The 16,380-nt window shown below is 61.4% G+C and carries 19 protein-coding genes; 12 read left to right on the forward strand and 7 right to left on the reverse strand.

Annotated elements, in window-relative coordinates; translation table 11 throughout:
- Nucleotides 1–879 precede the first annotated feature (879 nt).
- From mlaD to FDQ92_RS02730, 4 genes are all read right to left on the reverse strand, one after another.
- Complete coding sequence (mlaD, locus tag FDQ92_RS02715; RefSeq protein WP_137423166.1) at nt 880–1,326, reverse strand: outer membrane lipid asymmetry maintenance protein MlaD; 447 nt, start codon at nt 1,324–1,326, stop codon at nt 880–882.
- A gap of 142 nt (nt 1,327–1,468) precedes the next feature.
- The gene (locus tag FDQ92_RS02720) at nt 1,469–2,254 is read right to left on the reverse strand and encodes an MlaE family ABC transporter permease (RefSeq protein ID WP_137423167.1); all 786 of its coding nucleotides are present in this window, start codon (nt 2,252–2,254) and stop codon (nt 1,469–1,471) included.
- On the reverse strand, nt 2,251–3,096 hold the full coding sequence (locus FDQ92_RS02725; RefSeq protein WP_137423168.1) for an ABC transporter ATP-binding protein: 846 nt from the start codon (nt 3,094–3,096) through the stop codon (nt 2,251–2,253). Before FDQ92_RS02725 ends, FDQ92_RS02720 begins: the two co-directional genes overlap by 4 nt.
- Before the next feature lie 5 nt (nt 3,097–3,101).
- Complete coding sequence (locus tag FDQ92_RS02730) at nt 3,102–3,407, reverse strand: STAS domain-containing protein (protein ID WP_137423169.1); 306 nt, start codon at nt 3,405–3,407, stop codon at nt 3,102–3,104.
- Between the two features lie 224 nt (nt 3,408–3,631).
- On the opposite strand from FDQ92_RS02730, the gene FDQ92_RS02735 reads away from it, so the two are divergent.
- The 12 genes from FDQ92_RS02735 (at nt 3,632) to mdh (ending at nt 14,346) form a co-directional block, all read left to right on the forward strand.
- Nucleotides 3,632–4,156, forward strand: a complete 525-nt coding sequence (locus FDQ92_RS02735; protein ID WP_137423170.1) for a nitroreductase family protein — start codon at nt 3,632–3,634, stop codon at nt 4,154–4,156.
- A 53-nt stretch (nt 4,157–4,209) separates the two neighbouring features.
- Nucleotides 4,210–4,842 (forward strand): MBL fold metallo-hydrolase, encoded by a 633-nt coding sequence (locus tag FDQ92_RS02740; RefSeq protein WP_137423171.1) that lies wholly within the window; start codon nt 4,210–4,212, stop codon nt 4,840–4,842.
- 55 nt (nt 4,843–4,897) lie between these two features.
- Entirely contained in the window at nt 4,898–5,362 is a 465-nt protein-coding gene (locus FDQ92_RS02745) for a hypothetical protein (RefSeq protein WP_137423172.1), read from the forward strand.
- Nucleotides 5,359–6,735 carry a bifunctional phosphopantothenoylcysteine decarboxylase/phosphopantothenate--cysteine ligase CoaBC gene (gene coaBC / locus FDQ92_RS02750; protein ID WP_246041808.1) on the forward strand — a complete coding sequence of 459 codons (1,377 nt, stop codon included), beginning with the start codon at nt 5,359–5,361 and terminating at the stop codon, nt 6,733–6,735. The genes FDQ92_RS02745 and coaBC overlap by 4 nt, the downstream gene beginning before the upstream one ends.
- Nucleotides 6,732–7,538, forward strand: a complete 807-nt coding sequence (locus tag FDQ92_RS02755; RefSeq protein WP_211341343.1) for a uracil-DNA glycosylase — start codon at nt 6,732–6,734, stop codon at nt 7,536–7,538. The genes coaBC and FDQ92_RS02755 overlap by 4 nt, the downstream gene beginning before the upstream one ends.
- A complete protein-coding gene (locus FDQ92_RS02760) occupies nt 7,535–8,866 on the forward strand; it encodes an NfeD family protein (protein WP_137423173.1) in 1,332 nt (443 codons plus the stop codon). The genes FDQ92_RS02755 and FDQ92_RS02760 overlap by 4 nt, the downstream gene beginning before the upstream one ends.
- A gap of 69 nt (nt 8,867–8,935) precedes the next feature.
- Nucleotides 8,936–9,712 (forward strand): slipin family protein, encoded by a 777-nt coding sequence (locus FDQ92_RS02765; protein WP_137423174.1) that lies wholly within the window; start codon nt 8,936–8,938, stop codon nt 9,710–9,712.
- Nucleotides 9,713–9,716: 4 nt separating this feature from the next.
- A complete protein-coding gene (locus FDQ92_RS02770) occupies nt 9,717–10,046 on the forward strand; it encodes a transcription termination factor Rho (protein ID WP_137423175.1) in 330 nt (109 codons plus the stop codon).
- Between the two features lie 169 nt (nt 10,047–10,215).
- Nucleotides 10,216–10,770: an HDIG domain-containing metalloprotein gene (locus FDQ92_RS02775; protein ID WP_137423176.1), complete on the forward strand. Its 555-nt coding sequence runs from the start codon at nt 10,216–10,218 to the stop codon at nt 10,768–10,770.
- 45 nt (nt 10,771–10,815) lie between these two features.
- Nucleotides 10,816–11,058 (forward strand): hypothetical protein, encoded by a 243-nt coding sequence (locus FDQ92_RS02780; protein ID WP_137423177.1) that lies wholly within the window; start codon nt 10,816–10,818, stop codon nt 11,056–11,058.
- 88 nt (nt 11,059–11,146) lie between these two features.
- Nucleotides 11,147–13,210 carry a pyruvate carboxylase subunit B gene (locus FDQ92_RS02785; protein ID WP_137423178.1) on the forward strand — a complete coding sequence of 688 codons (2,064 nt, stop codon included), beginning with the start codon at nt 11,147–11,149 and terminating at the stop codon, nt 13,208–13,210.
- A 200-nt stretch (nt 13,211–13,410) separates the two neighbouring features.
- A complete protein-coding gene (gene mdh / locus FDQ92_RS02790) occupies nt 13,411–14,346 on the forward strand; it encodes a malate dehydrogenase (RefSeq protein ID WP_137423179.1) in 936 nt (311 codons plus the stop codon).
- Between the two features lie 124 nt (nt 14,347–14,470).
- On the opposite strand, the gene FDQ92_RS15370 is transcribed toward mdh, so the two are convergent.
- From FDQ92_RS15370 to phnL, 3 genes are all read right to left on the reverse strand, one after another.
- Nucleotides 14,471–14,812 carry a DUF5320 domain-containing protein gene (locus FDQ92_RS15370; RefSeq protein ID WP_137423180.1) on the reverse strand — a complete coding sequence of 114 codons (342 nt, stop codon included), beginning with the start codon at nt 14,810–14,812 and terminating at the stop codon, nt 14,471–14,473.
- 70 nt (nt 14,813–14,882) lie between these two features.
- On the reverse strand, nt 14,883–15,230 hold the full coding sequence (locus FDQ92_RS16065) for a DUF5320 domain-containing protein (protein ID WP_342780356.1): 348 nt from the start codon (nt 15,228–15,230) through the stop codon (nt 14,883–14,885).
- 452 nt (nt 15,231–15,682) lie between these two features.
- Complete coding sequence (gene phnL / locus FDQ92_RS02805; protein ID WP_137423182.1) at nt 15,683–16,372, reverse strand: phosphonate C-P lyase system protein PhnL; 690 nt, start codon at nt 16,370–16,372, stop codon at nt 15,683–15,685.
- Between the last annotated feature and the right edge of the window lie 8 nt (nt 16,373–16,380).

Here is a 16,380-nt window from a genome sequence, read left to right on the forward strand (position 1 = left end):
CGGCCTTGCCTCGTTGACCCTGATCGCCGGCAAGCCGGCTCCTACAGGGGATCGGCCCGGTATTCCGTCAAGGGGATCGGCCCGGTGTTGCGTTATCGGTAGGAGCGGGCTTGCCCGCGACCCGTAAAACCGGCCTTGCCTCGTTGACCCTGATCGCCGGCAAGCCGGCTCCTACAGGGGATCGGCCCGGTATTCCGTCAAGGGGATCGGCCCGGTGTTGCGTTATCGGTAGGAGCGGGCTTGCCCGCGACCCGTAAAACCGGCCTTGCCTCGTTGACCCTGATCGCCGGCAAGCCGGCTCCTACAGGGGATCGGCCCGGTATTCCGTCAAGGGGATCGGCCCGGTGTTGCGTTATCGGTAGGAGCGGGCTTGCCCGCGACCCGTAAAACCGGCCTTGCCTCGTTGACCCTGATCGCCGGCAAGCCGGCTCCTACAGGGGATCGGCCCGGTGTTGCGTTATCGGTAGGAGCGGGCTTGCCCGCGACCCGTAAAACCGGCCTTGCCTCGTTGACCCTGATCGCCGGCAAGCCGGCTCCTACAGGGGATCGGCCCGGTGTTGCGTTATCGGTAGGAGCGGGCTTGCCCGCGACCCGTAAAACCGGCCTTGCCTCGTTGACCCTGATCGCCGGCAAGCCGGCTCCTACAGGGGATCGGCCCGGTATTCCGTCAAGGGGATCGGCCCGGTGTTGCGTTATCGGTAGGAGCGGGCTTGCCCGCGACCCGTAAAACCGGCCTTGCCTCGTTGACCCTGATCGCCGGCAAGCCGGCTCCTACAGGGCATGAGTCACTCCCTAAGCGCCGTTCCCGAACCGCCCCTGCACCAAAAAAAACGGACACTACATTCCTGGAAGGGGTAAAGGGTGTTCTCAGACAGCTTCTTATTCTTTGAGCGTACCGAAGACGAACTTGCCGAGAAGCTCTTCGATGTCGAGAGGCGGCACGGTGTCCATGATCCTCCCACCCGGCTCGATGTAGCGGTCGGATCCTCCCGGGGTGATGGAAATGTACTTGTCGCCGATAATCCCCATGGTCTTGACGCTGGCGATGACGTCCTCTTCGAGCCTCACGCCTTCCTGAATCCGAAGCGTCACCACGGCTTCGCCCTGTTCGAGACGGATCTTGTCCACCTCGCCGATGTTCACTCCAGCCATGGTGACGCCGGCCTTTTCCTTCAGTCCCGAAACGCTGGCGAAGCGGGCGGTGACCGTGTAGCCCCACCCCCCGAACAGCTGCACATCGCCGAGATTCAGCGACAGGTAGGCAAGGCAGACCAGTCCGAACAGCACGAAGACTCCGACGCCCAGTTCGAGTCCTTTCCTTTCCATCTTCCGCCTTTCTTTCCGTGTGAACGGTCTCCGGCTACGATCGCCTGCTCCTGCACCCTGCGATCGGATAACTCACGCCGAAGGCTGAATCCGCTGCGAGCTTCGGCCGTCCGCCGCCTGGAAGTCGCCGCGATCCACCCTTTCAAAGCAGCAGGGACGTCGCAACGTAGTCGCTCACCAGGATAGCCACCGACGATACCACCACCGCGTCGGTCGTGGCCCGGCTCACGTCTTCCGGACCGAAAACTCCCCGGTCGACCCCCGCGTAATAGCCCTTGTAGGTACAGATCCAGATCAGGAGTGCCGCGAAAACCAGCGACTTGACGATCCCCATATAAACATCGAACCATTCCACACTGGTCTGCATACTGTCGAGATAGGCTCCCGGGTTGACGCCCAGCAACTCCACCCCCACCAGATAGCCGCCGAAGATTCCCACTACGTCGAAGACGGCGGTCAGAAGCGGAACGGCGATGAGGGAAGCCACAAGCCGGGGGGCGATGAGGTAGCTGTGAGGATCGATGGCCATGCATTCCAGGGCGTCGATCTGTTCCTCGATCCTCATAATGCCGATTTCCGCGCAAATCGCCGAACCCGCCCGGCCGGTGACCATGAGCGCCGAAAGCACCGGTCCCAGCTCCCGGATGAGGCTCAGGGCCACGGCCGCCCCGAGAACCCCTTCGGAGCCGACTCTCGAGAGCGAGTAATAGCCTTGCAGCCCAAGGACCATGCCGGAAAAAGCGGCGGTAAAGCCGATCACGAAAAGCGACTTAGTGCCGATGAAATAGACGTCTTTGACCACGAACCGCCACTTCCCCGGCGGCCGGAACACGCCCTCGACGGTGTTGACCAGAAACAGGAACGCCCGTCCCAATCCGGAGATCTGGTTCAAGGTGGTCCGTCCGAGCGCCTGAATCCATCCGGTCATCGCCTGCCACCTTTACCGCCTCGCCTATCGCCCACGAGGCGGTTCACGTAGTTTTGCATGTCTTCTTCCTGAGGATCGGCCCGGCGCGAAAGGAACTGCGCCACCCGTTCGTCCGGGCACGACCGGATTTCCTCAGGCTTTCCCGCCGCAACCAAGCGCCCCCGATCCAGCACGATCAACTGGTCGGCAATCCGGAAGGCGCTCTCCAGTTCATGGGTCACCACGATGATGGTCATTCTCAGGGTCTCACGGAGTTCCAGGATAAGATCGTCCAGGCCGGCGCTGGTGATGGGATCCAACCCCGAGGAAAGTTCGTCCACGAAGAGGATGGCCGGATCCATGGCGAGAGCCCGGGCCAGGCCGGCCCGCTTCCGCATGCCGCCACTCAACTGGGACGGCATGTAGTCGGCAAAATCCATGAGCCCCACCTGGTGGAGCTTGATCTGGGCGATGATCCGGATGGTCTCGTCGGCGAGGCGCGTGTGGGCGCGAAGCGGAACGGCGATGTTTTCCGCCACGGAAAGAGAATTGAACAGCGCCCCCGACTGGAACAAGACGCCCGTCTGGCGGCGGTAACGGTAGAGTTCCTCTTCGTTGAACTCGGCGAGGCTTTTCCCGTCCACCAGTATTCGGCCGTGGGGCGTGGGCTTGAGAGCCACCAGGTGGCGAAGCAGCGTGCTCTTTCCGCAGCCGCTCACTCCCATGATCACAGTCACCCGGTGCCGCGGAATCGTGAAGGAAATGTCCTGGAGAACCCGGCGCGAACCGTACTGACTCTGGAGGCCGACCACTTCGATGGCTGGGTCGTCGCCGGTAGCATGTACGCACTCCGTCTTTTCCATGGGGTTCAAGCCTCTTCAGCGACTTCCAGCACCTGGTCGAGCCGGGCCAGCTGGATCATGCGGCGTGCGCCTTCGTTTAATCCGCGAAGGCGCACTTTACCACCCTTTCGAAGGGCGTTTCGGTGAAGTTCAACCAACAGGGCCACGCCCGCCGTATCCATTCGTTCCAACCGGGAAAGATCCACATCCAGGGATCCGGCGGGGTTCCGCTTGAGGGCCTTCAGGACCCGCCGTCGCGCTTCCGGCACCGTTTCCTTGTCGAGTCTCCCCTCAAAGGCAACCACGGGGCCTCGTTCCTTGATCCATTTCATGGACACGCTCAACGCGATTCTCCCTGCCGCAGTCGCTTCTGTTCCGCCCGGCCCGCAGGCTCAATACCCGCACCCGCCGAGTTCCTTATGTGCCACACAATCGACCGTCTGTCAAAAGGTAGCTCTCCATTGCTTGACCCCCGGGACGGCAAAAGAATATACTCGCCTCTCACGTAGTCGCAAAGGAATATCCTTTTCACCAAGACCTACGGCAAGGAGACCCCATGGACCATAGCCGGCCTGAACCGACCGTTTTGCAAGCCATTCGCGAGCGCCGAAGCGTCCGCCATTTTCTGGATGCTCCCGTCGATCGCGACCTCATCCGGGAAGTGCTTCAGGCCGCCTGCTGGGCCCCGTCGGGCCTGAACAACCAGCCCTGGCGGTTCGCCGTGGTACGGGACCCGGAACTCAAGGAAAAGATCGCCGGGCTGACTCGATATTCGGAAACGATGCGACAGGCGGCCGTGCTGATTCCCGTTTTCCTGGACCACGAGACGTCTTACGACTACGTGAAGGACTGTCAGGCCGTGGGAGCCGCCATTCAGAACATGCTGCTCGCCATCCATGCCCGGGGTCTGGGAGCCGTCTGGATCGGCGAGATTTTGAAGAACAAGGACAAGGTGCGGGATGCACTGGAACTTCCCGAACGACTCGAACTGATGGCAGTGGTGGCGGTCGGCCATCCCGCCCACCGCAAGCAGTCGTCTCACCGCCGGCCCTTGGAAGAGGTCGTGGTGCTGGAACGCTGAAGGTCGGCCTCACGCTGAAATTCAAAACCTTGCGCTGCTATCGGGGGATCTCCGTGATCGTTGAACGACTCGTCGTAGGAATGCTTCAAACCAATTGCTACATCGTGGGCGACCCCGAAACCCGGCAGGCCGCGATCATCGACCCCGGGGGGGATGCGGACCGCATACTCGCACGCGTTCAGACCCTGAAGCTGGAACCTGTGGCCGTGCTTCTCACCCACGGGCACTTCGACCATGTCCTGGACGCTTGGACCATAAAGGAACGCACGGGAAGCCGAGTGTTCCTGAACCGGAAGGACGAACCGCTCCTCACGGACAGCAAGCTGGGACTGGGCACCCTCTTCGGTTCCTTGATCCGAACCCCCAAGGGGGAAGTGGATCATTTCCTGGAAGAGGGCGACCGGATCACTTTCGGCTCCATTGTCCTCGAAGTGCTTGAAACCCCCGGGCACACCCCAGGGCACGTTTCCTTCCTCGCAGCGGACGCAAACATCGTTTTTGTGGGCGACACGCTTTTCGCCGGATCCATCGGCCGCACCGATTTCCCCGGAGGCTCTTATCCGCAGCTGATCCGGTCGGTAGAGGAAAAGATTTTCCCGCTTCCCGGTCAAACCCTGGTTTGTCCTGGCCACGGCCCGGAAACCACTGTGGAACAGGAGCGACGGACGAATCCGTTTTTCAGATAGATGCCCGGCGCATTCACCGGCCTTTGCGAAAACACGCGAATTAAGGAGTCGACCGATGGGAAAGGGCTTGTACACAGGATGGAAGACCTCGATCGCCGTGGTGTTGATCGCCGCCCTGCTTTCGTCCTGCGCCGGCTGGTGGTTCGGAGGCGGCTCGGCGGGCGAAGCTTCCGGCACAGGGGCGTCGAAATCGCAGGTCAGCCCCAGGTTTTACGATTTTGCGGACATTCCGGTACCCCAGGAGCTTTCCCTGGTGCCGAAGATGTCCCAAGTCTTTCAAAGCGGGCATCTGAAAGCGGGCCTGCTGGTGCTCAAAGGTCGCGTGGATCCTTCCTCGGTGGTCAACTTCTTTACCGTGGCCATGAATCGGGAAAACTGGAAGCTCAAGGGAAGCTCCCGGTATCGGAAGCCCATCCTTATCTTCGAAAAGCCCGAAAAGACCTGCGTGATCAGCGTCTACGAGAAGCGCTGGCATACCTACGTGGAAATTTACGTGGTTCCGACCTCGGGAACCCTTTGAGAGGTCCCGATGAAGAAGCGGGCGCCGACCCCTCGCGGCGCGCCGCCGGAACCTTCGATTCAAAGGTGGAGAAAGATCTCTCGATGCTATCCGGAAAAACGATCCTCATGGGGGTGAGCGGCGGGATCGCCGCTTACAAGGCCGCCGAACTGGTGCGCTTGTTGATCCTTGAAGGCGCTTCGGTCCAGGTGGTAATGACGGCCAACGCGCAGCGCTTCGTCACGGCCTTGACGTTCCAGGCTCTTTCCGGACAACTCGTGTGCACGGACCTGTTCGACCTGGGCGCCGAATCGGAAATCGGCCACATCCAGGTCGCGCGCAGAACGCATCTGGCCCTGGTAGCTCCCGCCACAGCCAACGTGATCGCCAAAATGGCCGCCGGGATCGCCGACGACTACCTCACCACGGTGCTGCTTGCCGTAACGGCCCCCGTCGCGGTCTGCCCCGCCATGAACACCAAGATGTACGAACATCCCGCCACGCAGCGGAACCTGGCGATCCTTCGGGACCGCGGCGTCCACGTGGTGGATCCCGGGGTGGGATCCCTCGCGTGCGGCGAGGAAGGTGCGGGGCGCCTGGCGGACCTGGAGATCATTGTGGAGGCCGCAAGGAGGCTCGTCACCCCTCAGAGTCTTTCGGGCCGAAAGATCCTGGTGAGTGCCGGGCCCACGTGGGAACCCTTCGACCCGGTGCGCTTCATCACGAACCCTTCTTCCGGCAAAATGGGCTATGCCTTGGCTGCGGAAGCGTCCCGGCGGGGCGCGGAAACGCACCTGGTTTCCGGCCCTTCGGTGCTGTGCCCGCCTTCGGGGGTTCGGTTCCACGGAGTCGTAACGGCGGAAGAGATGAACCGCGTGGTTTCCGACCTGGCCCCGGCGATGGACGCGGTGATCATGGCCGCCGCGGTGAGCGATTTCCGGCCGGAGAAAGCGGCCCCCCAGAAGACCAAGAAGGACTCCAACGACCTCACCGTAAGACTCGTCCGCACCCCGGACATCCTGGATGGGCTGGGTTCCAGGAAACCCGCCGGCCAGGTCTTGGTGGGCTTTGCGGCGGAAACGGAAAACCTTCTGGAAAACGCGGCCGAAAAGCTCGTCCGGAAGAACCTCGACATCATCGTCGCCAACGACCTTACTCAGCCGGACTCCGGCTTCCGCTGCGACACCAACCAGGTGAAGATTCTGTTCCGCGACGGCTCCATCGAGGATCTTCCCTGCATGACGAAACAGGATGTGGCCCGGCGCGTCCTCGATCGCATCGAATCGCTTTTCGCTGCCAGGGAGCGCTCTTCCGAACCTGAAGCCGCCGCCGGGGGGCTCGCATCGCCCGGACCGGCTTCCTCGCCCCGAGCCCGAACAGGCTGCGAATCATGACGCCGGCGGAAAAATTGACCGAGGCATCGGCGGGCGGGCGGGACGGGCCGGAGTGCCGCGACTGGACGGAGGTCAAGAAGTCGCTCCGGTGGCTTCTGGTCGGGCTCCGCATGAGCGGCGTTCGGGAGTGGCTTCGATTGCCGGAAGCGATCGCACGGCCCGCTCAGGGTTCCAGCGAACCGGCAGAAGTTGAAGGCTCGCCCCCGGTTCCCCGGATCGACAAGGCGGAGAAGCTCCGGGACATCAGGGAAGTGATCGGCGAATGCACACGTTGCCGGCTGCATCAGAGCCGGACCCACATCGTGTACGGGGAAGGGTCCCCGGATGCGTCCCTCGTGTTCGTCGGTGAAGGGCCCGGGGCCGAAGAAGACCGCCGGGCCAAGCCCTTCGTCGGAAGGGCCGGAAAGCTTCTGGACAAGATGATCCACGCCATCGGACTGGAGCGAAGCGGCATCTACATCGCCAATGTGGTCAAATGCCGCCCGCCTGGGAATCGGACGCCGCTCGCCGACGAAATCGCCGCCTGTTCCCCGTTTCTTTTTCAACAGCTGGAAACCATCCGCCCGGTGGTCATCTGTGCGCTGGGGCTCTGCGCCGCCCAGACGCTCCTCGGGAGCACACAACCCATGGGAGCGTTGAGGGGTCGGTTGCATTTCTGGCGAGGCATCCCGCTCATCGCCACCTACCACCCCGCTTACCTCCTGAGAAACCCGGCCCAGAAGGCCAACGTGTGGAAAGATTTACTGGAAGTTAAAAATATTCTGGGTTCTGATGTAGGGAAAGAAGGAAAAGGCCGTTCATGAACCCCTACCGTTCGATTCCGCGGCACTGTCTCCTCTTCGCCTGCCTTGTCGCGGGCACCGCCTTTTGGATGACCGTCCAAGGGGTTCGGACGCCTTTGCAGGCCGCCACCCGCCACATCAACATCATCGAAATCCACGACACCATCAACCCCGGGGTCCAAGATTACCTGGAACACGTGATCGAACGCTCCGAAGAGGGCGGGGCGGAATTTCTGCTGGTGCTCCTGGACACGCCCGGCGGCCTCATGACCGCCATGCGCGGCATGGTGAAAGCCATCATGAACGCGGAAATCCCGGTGGTGGTTTACGTCTATCCCAGCGGCGCCCAGGCGGCTTCGGCGGGCGTGCTCATCACCGCGGCGGCGGACATCGCCGCCATGGCGCCGGGAACGAACATCGGGGCCGCCCACCCGGTGACGGCCTCCGGCGGCGACGTTCCCGAAACCATGAGCAACAAGGTCGTCAACGACATGGCGGCTTTCGCCCGGAGCATCGCCGAAGAGCGGGGGCGCAACGCCGAATGGCTCGAAAAGGCGATCCGCGAGAGTGTGGCCATCACGGCCGAAGAGGCCTTCGCCAAGAACGTCATCGATCTGGTGGCGCGCGACGTCCCCGATCTCCTGGTTCAACTGGACGGATGGCAGGTACGCCGGAAAGGCTATACACGGACGCTGTACACTGAAGGCCTGGAACAGCGAACCATCGAACCCGGCTGGCGCCATCGGGTGCTCAGGGCCATCGGAAACCCCAACATCGCCTATATTCTCCTGATGATCGGGCTCGCGGGGCTTTATTTCGAACTGTCCCAGCCGGGGACGGTGCTTCCCGGCGTGGTGGGAGCCATCTGCCTGGTGCTCGCCTTTTACGCCATGCAGACACTGCCGGTCAACTATGCGGGATTCCTGTTCATCGTGCTTTCGGTGGTCTTTTTCATCCTCGAAATCAAGGTCACATCCTATGGCATGTTGAGCATCGCGGGAGTGCTGTCTCTCGCCCTCGGCTCCATCATGTTGTTTCAATCGCCGGGACAGACCACCCGCGTGGCTCTGCCCGTCCTCATCCCCACGCTTGTCACCATTTCGGTCTTCTTCGTGGCGGTGGCGACCCTGGCGTTCCGAGCTCAGGTGAGGAAACCTCAGACCGGCCAAGAAGCCCTGATCGGACTTGCAGGCGAGGCCGCCACGGACCTGGCGCCGGAGGGAAAGGTATGGGTGGCCGGTGAATTGTGGAACGCCGAAGCCCCTGAACCCATCCCGCGGGGAACGTCCGTTCAGGTCGTTTCCATGCACAATTTGAAGTTGCAAGTGCGCAGAATGGATGATAAATAGGCTCAGCTTCCGCCGGGACCCGCACACGTGCGAGCCCGGCAGCCACACAGCATCGAACGGGAGGTCGCGATGTCCTTTTACGGGCTGATCACCATTGTCGTATTGACCGTTCTCTTTTTTGCGAGCGCTATACGCATTCTCAACGAATACGAACGGGGCGTGGTCTTTCGCCTGGGCCGTGTGATCGGAGCCAAGGGGCCGGGCATCATCATCCTCATCCCCCTTGTGGACAAGATGCAGAAGGTGAGCCTCCGCACGGTGGCCGCCGACGTTCCGCCCCAGGACGTGATCACGCGCGACAACGTTTCGGTGAAGGTCAACGCCGTGATATACTTTCGCGTGATCGAACCGGTCAAGTCCATCATTTCAGTGGAAAACTACCTGTTCGCCACGAGTCAGCTGGCCCAGACGACCCTTCGAAGCGTCTGCGGCCAGGCCGATCTTGACGAACTCCTATCGGACCGCGAGAAAATCAACGCGACGCTTCAGGAAATCCTGGACCGGCACACCGACCCTTGGGGCATCAAAGTCGCGGTGGTGGAGCTGAAACACATCGACCTGCCCCAGGAAATGCAGCGGGCCATGGCGCGCCAAGCCGAAGCGGAAAGAGAACGAAGGGCGAAGGTCATCCACGCCGAAGGCGAATTCCAGGCGGCGGACCGGCTGCGGGAAGCAGCTGAAATCATTCAGCAAAACCCCATGGCCATGCAGCTCCGCTATCTCCAGACCCTTCGCGAAATCGCGGCCGAAAACAACTCGACGACCATTTTCCCGGTCCCCATCGACCTCATACGACCGTTCCTGGCCGGCACGGAAGAAACCCGCACCGTCACTAAGAAGGAGTGATTTCATGGGCAAGAAAAAGGAAAAGGAAAAGAAGGAAAAGCCCCTGGAAAAGATGACCGCCAAGGAACTGCGCGAAATCGCCCTCACCCTGGAAGGGGTCGTGGGCGTCCATGCTATGAACAAGAATGAACTGATCGCCGTGATCAAAGAAGCACGCGGGATCGTCGATCAGGGTGCCAAGAAGAAGACCGCGGACGTGCGCGCCATCAAGAAAAAGATCGGCGAGCTTCGCGAAAAGCGGGAAGCGGCAAAGGCCGCGGGAAATTCGAGACTGGCGGACGCCCTGAGGCGCCGGATCAGCAACCTGAAGAAGAAGACGCGTCGCGCGGCGTAACAGGCCTGCCGGGCCGATGGTTGCCATGCTTGTCTTTGAGGGCGGTGCCCGTCTTTTACGGAGCGCCGCCTGTGTCTTTCGTTAAAGGGCTTGCAGGCAGCCGCGAACCGCAGCGATACCGAACGCCGCCGAATCCGCGAAAACCCTCGGCAAACGAGGATCTTCCATCATGACCCGCGAACAAGCCCTGGAACTGCTGGAACAGCACGTTCAAGCGGACAACCTCAGAAAACACTGCCTGGCGACTGAGGCCGTCATGCGCGAGTTGGCCGCGAGGCTCGGCCGTGATGTAGATCTTTGGGGACTGGCGGGGCTGCTTCACGATCTGGATTTCGAAGAGACCCGGGAAGCGCCCGAATCCCACGGACTGATCACCGCGAATTGGCTGGAAGCTCGCGGGCTTCCCGAGGAATTGATCGAAGCGGTGAAACGCCACAACGCAGAGGCGCTCGGTTTGCAACGCGAAACCGTTCTCGACTTCGCCCTCACCGCCGCCGAAACCATCACGGGCTTGATCGTCGCGGCGGCTCTGGTGCATCCGGACCGAAAGATCGGCAGCCTGAAGGTGAAGTCCGTCCTCAAACGCATGAAAAGCAAGGATTTCGCTCGGAACGTCAACCGGGACCATATCGCCCTTTGCGAGCGCATTCCTATGCCGCTGGCCGACTTCGTGGCGCTCAGCATCGATGCCATGGCCGCCGTCGGCGACGAACTGGGGCTTTGACCCGGCAGACGGCGCCGACGCGACCCGAGGAACGCGACCACAGGCATGAACCACGAATCCTCAACCTCCTGGAGGCTCGACATGAACGTGAATCCCAAGGTGGTTGCCGCCGTCACGGCAGCCGTCGACATGTATCTGCAGTCGGAAGGCCGACCCGCGGCTCTTGAGATGGAAGCGAAGCGACCCGAACCCGCCGCGCCGGCCGTCACCTTCAGCCCATGGGCTCATTCCGGCAGGCAGTCCATGATGGAGTTGAGGCGGCTGATCCAGCTCCGCTTGGTGCATTGATCGGGCTCGCGCTCACGGTACCTGAATCGAACATAGATTGTGCCGCGACGGAAATCCCCCTAGAGATGGATAGAAAAGGAGACGAGGCATGGTAAAGGAACAGCACGGCACGTTGGTAGCGGGGCTCTACGAAGAACCGGTGGAAGTGACCCATCCCGTGAAGGTTCAGGATCTCACCTTTCGCGACGGTCATCAGTCGCTTTTTGCCACCCGCGGTCGAACGGAAGATTTCATCCCCATCGCCGAAGACATGGACAAGGTGGGTTTCTATTCCATGGAGGTCTGGGGCGGAGCCACGTTCGACACCATGCACCGCTTCCTGGCGGAAGATCCCTGGGAACGGATCCGCACGCTCAAGAAATACATCAAGAAGACTCCCTTCTCCATGCTGCTCCGAGGCCAGAACCTGGTAGGCTACCGGAACTACGCCGACGACGTGGCGGAAGCGTTCGTGGAACGTTGCTGTGCAAACGGAATCGACATCTTCCGGGTTTTCGATGCGTTGAACGACTTCCGGAACTTCGAAACGGTCGTCAAGGTCATCAAGAAGAACAACAAGCATTTTCAGGGCACCATCTGCTACTCGCTCACCCTGCCCCGGCTGGGCGGTGAAGTCTACAACCTGGATTATTACCTCCAGAAGGCCAGAGAGCTGGTTGACATGGGCGCTGACACCGTCTGCGTGAAGGACATGGCGGGACTCATCGCGCCCTACGACGCCTATCTTCTGGTGAAGATGCTCAAGGAAAACATCCGGGTGCCCATCCATCTCCACAGCCACTTCACGTCGGGCATGGCCGATATGTCTCTTCTTAAGGCCATCGAAGCCGGCGTCGACATCGTGGACACGTGCCTCAGCCCCTGGGCCTTCCGCACCTCGCACCCCGCCATCGAACCGCTGGTGGTGACACTCCAGGCGACCAACCGGGACACGGGCTTCGACCTGAAGCTTCTCGCCAAGTGCAGCAAATACCTGGAGAAGATCTCGCCCAAATACCGCCACCTCCTGGACGACCACATGTCCATCATCGACATCAACGTGCTGCTTCACCAAACCCCGGGCGGCATGCTTTCCAACCTGGTGAACCAGCTGCGTGAGATGAATGCCCTCGACAAACTCGACGAAGTCTTCCGGCAGCTCCCCATCGTCCGAAAGGAGCTGGGCCAGGTGCCTCTGGTCACCCCCACCAGCCAGATCGTGGGAATCCAGACCGTAAACAACGTGCTCTTCGACACCCCTGAGGAACGCTACAAGATGACCACAGCCCAGGTCAAAGACCTGTGCTACGGACTCTACGGCAAGACTCCGGTTCCTATCGACCCCGAAGTTCAGAAAAAGGCCCTCAAAGGATACCCACGCGGGGAAACTCCCATCACCGGCCGTCCGGCGGACGTACTCGAACCCGAACTGGAAAAGGCCAAGAAAGAGGTGCAGGGCCTGGCCAAGGATCTGGACGACATCTTGATCTACGCACTCTATCCCACCACAGGAAAGCGGTTCCTGCGCTGGAAGTACGGCCTCGAAGAAGTCCCGGCCGAAGTCAAACCGAAGACCCTCGAAGACGTGAAGAAGGAACAGGAACTTATCAACAAGGCCAAGCAAGGATTCCTGGTCGAAAAGGCGGTCAAGGAAGCGCCACCCAAGGGGCCGGGTGTGCGCACCTTCAACGTTTTCGTGGACGGCGAGTACTTCGAGGTGGAAGTGGAACAGGTGGGCGGCATGCCGGTGGTGAGCCAGATCGCGCCCATGCCGCAGCCGTCGGCTCCGGCACCTCAGCCCGCTCAGCCGCAGCCGGCTCCGGCACCTCAGCCCGCTCAGCCGCAGCCGGCTCCGGCGGCTCCTACCGTCCCGCCGCCGCCTCCAAGACCTGCCACCGCGCCCGCTGCAGCGAAACCCGCCCCGCCGCCCCCAGCTCCCGTCAAGGCCGCCCCCGCCGAAGGCACGCCGGTGGAAGCGCCCATGCCGGGCATGATCATCCGCTACGAAGTGAAAGAAGGTAATTCCGTGAACGAAGGGGACGTGCTGCTGATCCTGGAAGCCATGAAGATGGAAAATTCCATCACCAGCCCCATCGCCGGCACGGTGAAGAAGATCCATTTCAAGGACGGCGACAGCGTCCAGCGGGGCGACGTGCTGGCCGTCGTCGGCTGACAATGTCTCCGGGCGGCGTTTTCGGCGGGGCCGGCGCGCACCGTCGCGCCCGCGCCCGCAGCGTGAGCGATCACACCCCTCGCGTAACGCCTGCGCGGGGTGAAGGGGGACCCACCCGCATGTTTGAGCAGCCGTCCCGGAACGGGCACGTGGAACACGGCCTCATCGGAGTGTTGCAAAGGAACGAAGGAGCGATTTACATGAGCCTTAGAAGGAAGAAGATCACGGTGGTCGGTGCGGGTTTTGTGGGAGCTACCGCGGCCCACTGGGCCGCCGCCAAGGAACTGGGTGATGTCTGCATCGTGGATATCGTCGAAGGACTGCCGCAGGGCAAGGCGCTGGATCTCCTGGAAGCCTCCCCGGTGGAAGGCTTCGATGTCAACATCGTCGGCACCAACGATTACGCCGACACCGCCGATTCCGATGTGGTGATCATCACAGCCGGGCTTCCCAGGAAACCTGGCATGAGCCGCGACGATCTGCTGGCCAAAAACACCGCAATCGTCAAGAGCGTCACCGAACAGATCGCAAAATATTCCCCCAACGCGTACCTCATCATCGTCTCCAACCCGCTGGACGCCATGGTGTACGTGGCGCACAAGGCGAGCGGCTTCCCCACCAACCGGGTTATGGGCATGGCGGGAGTCCTGGATGCGGCGCGCTTTCGGACCTTCATCGCTATGGAGCTTGGAGTATCCGTGGAAGACGTGACCGCCTTCGTGCTCGGCGGCCATGGCGACACCATGGTTCCACTTCCGCGCTTCAGCACCGTAGCCGGAATTCCCCTGCCGGAACTCTTGCCCGCGGATAAAATCGAAGCGCTGGTGGACCGCACTCGAAACGGCGGTGCCGAAATCGTAAACCTGCTCAAAACCGGTAGCGCGTTCTTCGCGCCCTCCGCTTCGGCGGTCCAGATGGCCGAATCCATCCTGAAAGACAAGAAGCGCATTCTTCCCTGCGCCGCCTACTGCAATAAGGAATACGGCGTGGGCGGCTACTTCGTCGGCGTTCCGGTGAAGTTGGGGGCGGCCGGTGTGGAGGAGGTCATCGAAATCAAATTGCTACCTGAAGAAAAGACCGCTTTTGACAGGTCCGTGGAAGCCGTGAGAAACTTGGTGAAGAACCTGCAAATCTGATCCGTCGGGCGCTTTGACGGCTCGAAGTCTTGCCGCCCCCTGGGCCGCCCGTGATGGCGGGAATCTTCGCAGAAAAAGAATCGGCGGATGGCGCTTGGCGCCATCCGCCGATTTCATCTGAGGATTAAGTCTGAGTCTGGGAAGGCGTTTCGGACTCACGCTCCAGCGCCTGGATTTCCTCGTTGACCGCCTCCAGGGAGGCTTGCAGGCTTTGCGCATAGCGCTTGAGGTAGTCCAGCTCTTCTTGAGGACCCCAAAAACCCGCCGCAGGGGGCGGAAAACCTGCCCACCCCCAAGGGCGAGCCCCCAACCGGCGGAATCCTCGCCCGAAGCCCCAACCGGCGCCTCCGGCGAAGCCGCGCCCTCGTCCATAGAATCGGGGATTCGCCCCGGTTCCACACCATCCCAAGCCTCGACCCGTCATGGGCCCCATGCCCCAAGGTCCAGTTCCGTCAAGAGCAGGCATTGTCATACCCTCCTTTCCGTTCATACGTTTTTGGGCAAGCCCTCGCCAGGGCCACCCCTTTAAACCTCTTTTACACTCCAAAGGGCAAGCGCCGTGCCCTACGACCCCAAAAACCCGCCGCAGGAAGCCGGAAACCTGCCCCTCCCCAAGGGCGAGCCCCGAACCGGCGGAATCCTCGCCTGAAGCCCCAACCAGTGCCTCTGGCGAAGCCGCGCCCTCTTCCATAGAACCATGGATTCCACCCGGTTCCACACCATCCCAAGCCTCGACCCGTCATAGGTCCCATGCCCCAAGGTCCAGTTCCGTCAAGAGCAGGCATTGTCATACCCTCCTTTCCGTTCATGCGTTTTTGACAAGCCCTCGCCAGGGCACTCCTTTTAGAATCTTTCAGCATTCTAAGAGGCAAACATCGTGCCATGCACCAGAAGCCGCCGGCTCAGCCCTCCGCCCACCGGGCTTTCCCCCGGAACCGGAACGAGACCCAAAGCCCGGGCCACGCCCCGCACCTCATTTTCCGGTTCAATCCGGCGCCGTTTCTACCTGCACCGGGCACATTCCGCACCGTGCGGATGAAAGGCCCCCATCGCGATGCATCGGATAGGCGGCGGCGGGCGGGCATAAGCGCTAAGTTATTTTGCAAACATTCACGGGTTGCATTTATGCCATTGGATTGTTTTTAAATATGAACGTCGAACATCGAACATTGAACGTTCAACATCGAATAAAAAAATCAGGTCAGCGAAGGGCGCAGATCTTTTTTTTCCCATTCACCATTCGATGTTGGACGTTCAATGTTCGATGTTCATTTTTTTCAGTCGATACCGGACATAAACAACCTAGCGCTTATGGGGAGGGGGACAAACGTCAGGCTCAGGATGTCTTTTCCAAGAAGATCGTCCGGTCGGCGACCGCTTCACGAACCCGGTCGTCATGATAGATGCCCACCACCGCGGCGCCTCGACTTCGGGCTTCGGTGATCATGGCGACCACCGTGTCCCGGTTGGCGGGGTCGAGTGATGCTGTAGGTTCATCGAGCAGCAGCAGGGGATAGTCGCAGGCGAATACCCTGGCGATATTGATCCGCTGCTGTTCACCTCCCGAAAAGGTCATCGGCGCAAGCGTCCACAGCCTTCGAGGGATGTTCAGGCGTTCCAGGACCGCGGCGGCCCGCCGCCTGGCTTCCGCCTCCGCCATGCCGCGCCGCAGGAGCGGTTCAGCCACCACGTCCCATGCCGGAACTCGGGGGATGACGCGCAGAAATTGGCTCACGTACCCCAGGGTCCATCGGCGGAGTTCCAGGATCTGCAATGGTGCCGCCGCCGCAACGTCCACCATGGCCGTACCGTGGAGAACCGCCAGCCGCCCCCGCTCCGCCGCATAGTTTCCGTAGAGCAGGCGAAGGACCGTGCTCTTTCCGGCTCCTGAAGGACCCGTGAGCGCGACGCTTTCGCCGGGGGCCACCGCCAGGTCGAACCCCTGGAGTACGGGGATGCGAACGCCCCCTTGAAGATGCAGCACGAAGCTCTTGTGAACGCCCTTCACATCGATCGCCCAAGCCATGGATCCCA

Source organism: Desulfoglaeba alkanexedens ALDC (assembly GCF_005377625.1).
Taxonomy (GTDB): domain Bacteria; phylum Desulfobacterota; class Syntrophobacteria; order Syntrophobacterales; family DSM-9756; genus Desulfoglaeba; species Desulfoglaeba alkanexedens.

Bases quoted from the DNA above. Each gene is read 5' to 3' on its own strand.
- mlaD (WP_137423166.1), bottom strand. From the start codon at position 1,326: ATGGAAAGGAAAGGACTCGAACTGGGCGTCGGAGTCTTCGTGCTGTTC.
- FDQ92_RS02720 (WP_137423167.1), bottom strand. From the start codon at position 2,254: ATGACCGGATGGATTCAGGCGCTCGGACGGACCACCTTGAACCAGATC.
- FDQ92_RS02725 (WP_137423168.1), bottom strand. From the start codon at position 3,096: ATGGAAAAGACGGAGTGCGTACATGCTACCGGCGACGACCCAGCCATC.
- FDQ92_RS02730 (WP_137423169.1), bottom strand. From the start codon at position 3,407: ATGAAATGGATCAAGGAACGAGGCCCCGTGGTTGCCTTTGAGGGGAGA.
- FDQ92_RS02735 (WP_137423170.1), top strand. From the start codon at position 3,632: ATGGACCATAGCCGGCCTGAACCGACCGTTTTGCAAGCCATTCGCGAG.
- FDQ92_RS02745 (WP_137423172.1), top strand. From the start codon at position 4,898: ATGGGAAAGGGCTTGTACACAGGATGGAAGACCTCGATCGCCGTGGTG.
- FDQ92_RS02755 (WP_211341343.1), top strand. From the start codon at position 6,732: ATGACGCCGGCGGAAAAATTGACCGAGGCATCGGCGGGCGGGCGGGAC.
- FDQ92_RS02760 (WP_137423173.1), top strand. From the start codon at position 7,535: ATGAACCCCTACCGTTCGATTCCGCGGCACTGTCTCCTCTTCGCCTGC.
- FDQ92_RS02765 (WP_137423174.1), top strand. From the start codon at position 8,936: ATGTCCTTTTACGGGCTGATCACCATTGTCGTATTGACCGTTCTCTTT.
- FDQ92_RS02770 (WP_137423175.1), top strand. From the start codon at position 9,717: ATGGGCAAGAAAAAGGAAAAGGAAAAGAAGGAAAAGCCCCTGGAAAAG.
- FDQ92_RS02775 (WP_137423176.1), top strand. From the start codon at position 10,216: ATGACCCGCGAACAAGCCCTGGAACTGCTGGAACAGCACGTTCAAGCG.
- FDQ92_RS02780 (WP_137423177.1), top strand. From the start codon at position 10,816: ATGAACCACGAATCCTCAACCTCCTGGAGGCTCGACATGAACGTGAAT.
- FDQ92_RS02785 (WP_137423178.1), top strand. From the start codon at position 11,147: ATGGTAAAGGAACAGCACGGCACGTTGGTAGCGGGGCTCTACGAAGAA.
- mdh (WP_137423179.1), top strand. From the start codon at position 13,411: ATGAGCCTTAGAAGGAAGAAGATCACGGTGGTCGGTGCGGGTTTTGTG.
- FDQ92_RS15370 (WP_137423180.1), bottom strand. From the start codon at position 14,812: ATGCCTGCTCTTGACGGAACTGGACCTTGGGGCATGGGGCCCATGACG.
- FDQ92_RS16065 (WP_342780356.1), bottom strand. From the start codon at position 15,230: ATGGCACGATGTTTGCCTCTTAGAATGCTGAAAGATTCTAAAAGGAGT.
- phnL (WP_137423182.1), bottom strand. From the start codon at position 16,372: ATGGCTTGGGCGATCGATGTGAAGGGCGTTCACAAGAGCTTCGTGCTG.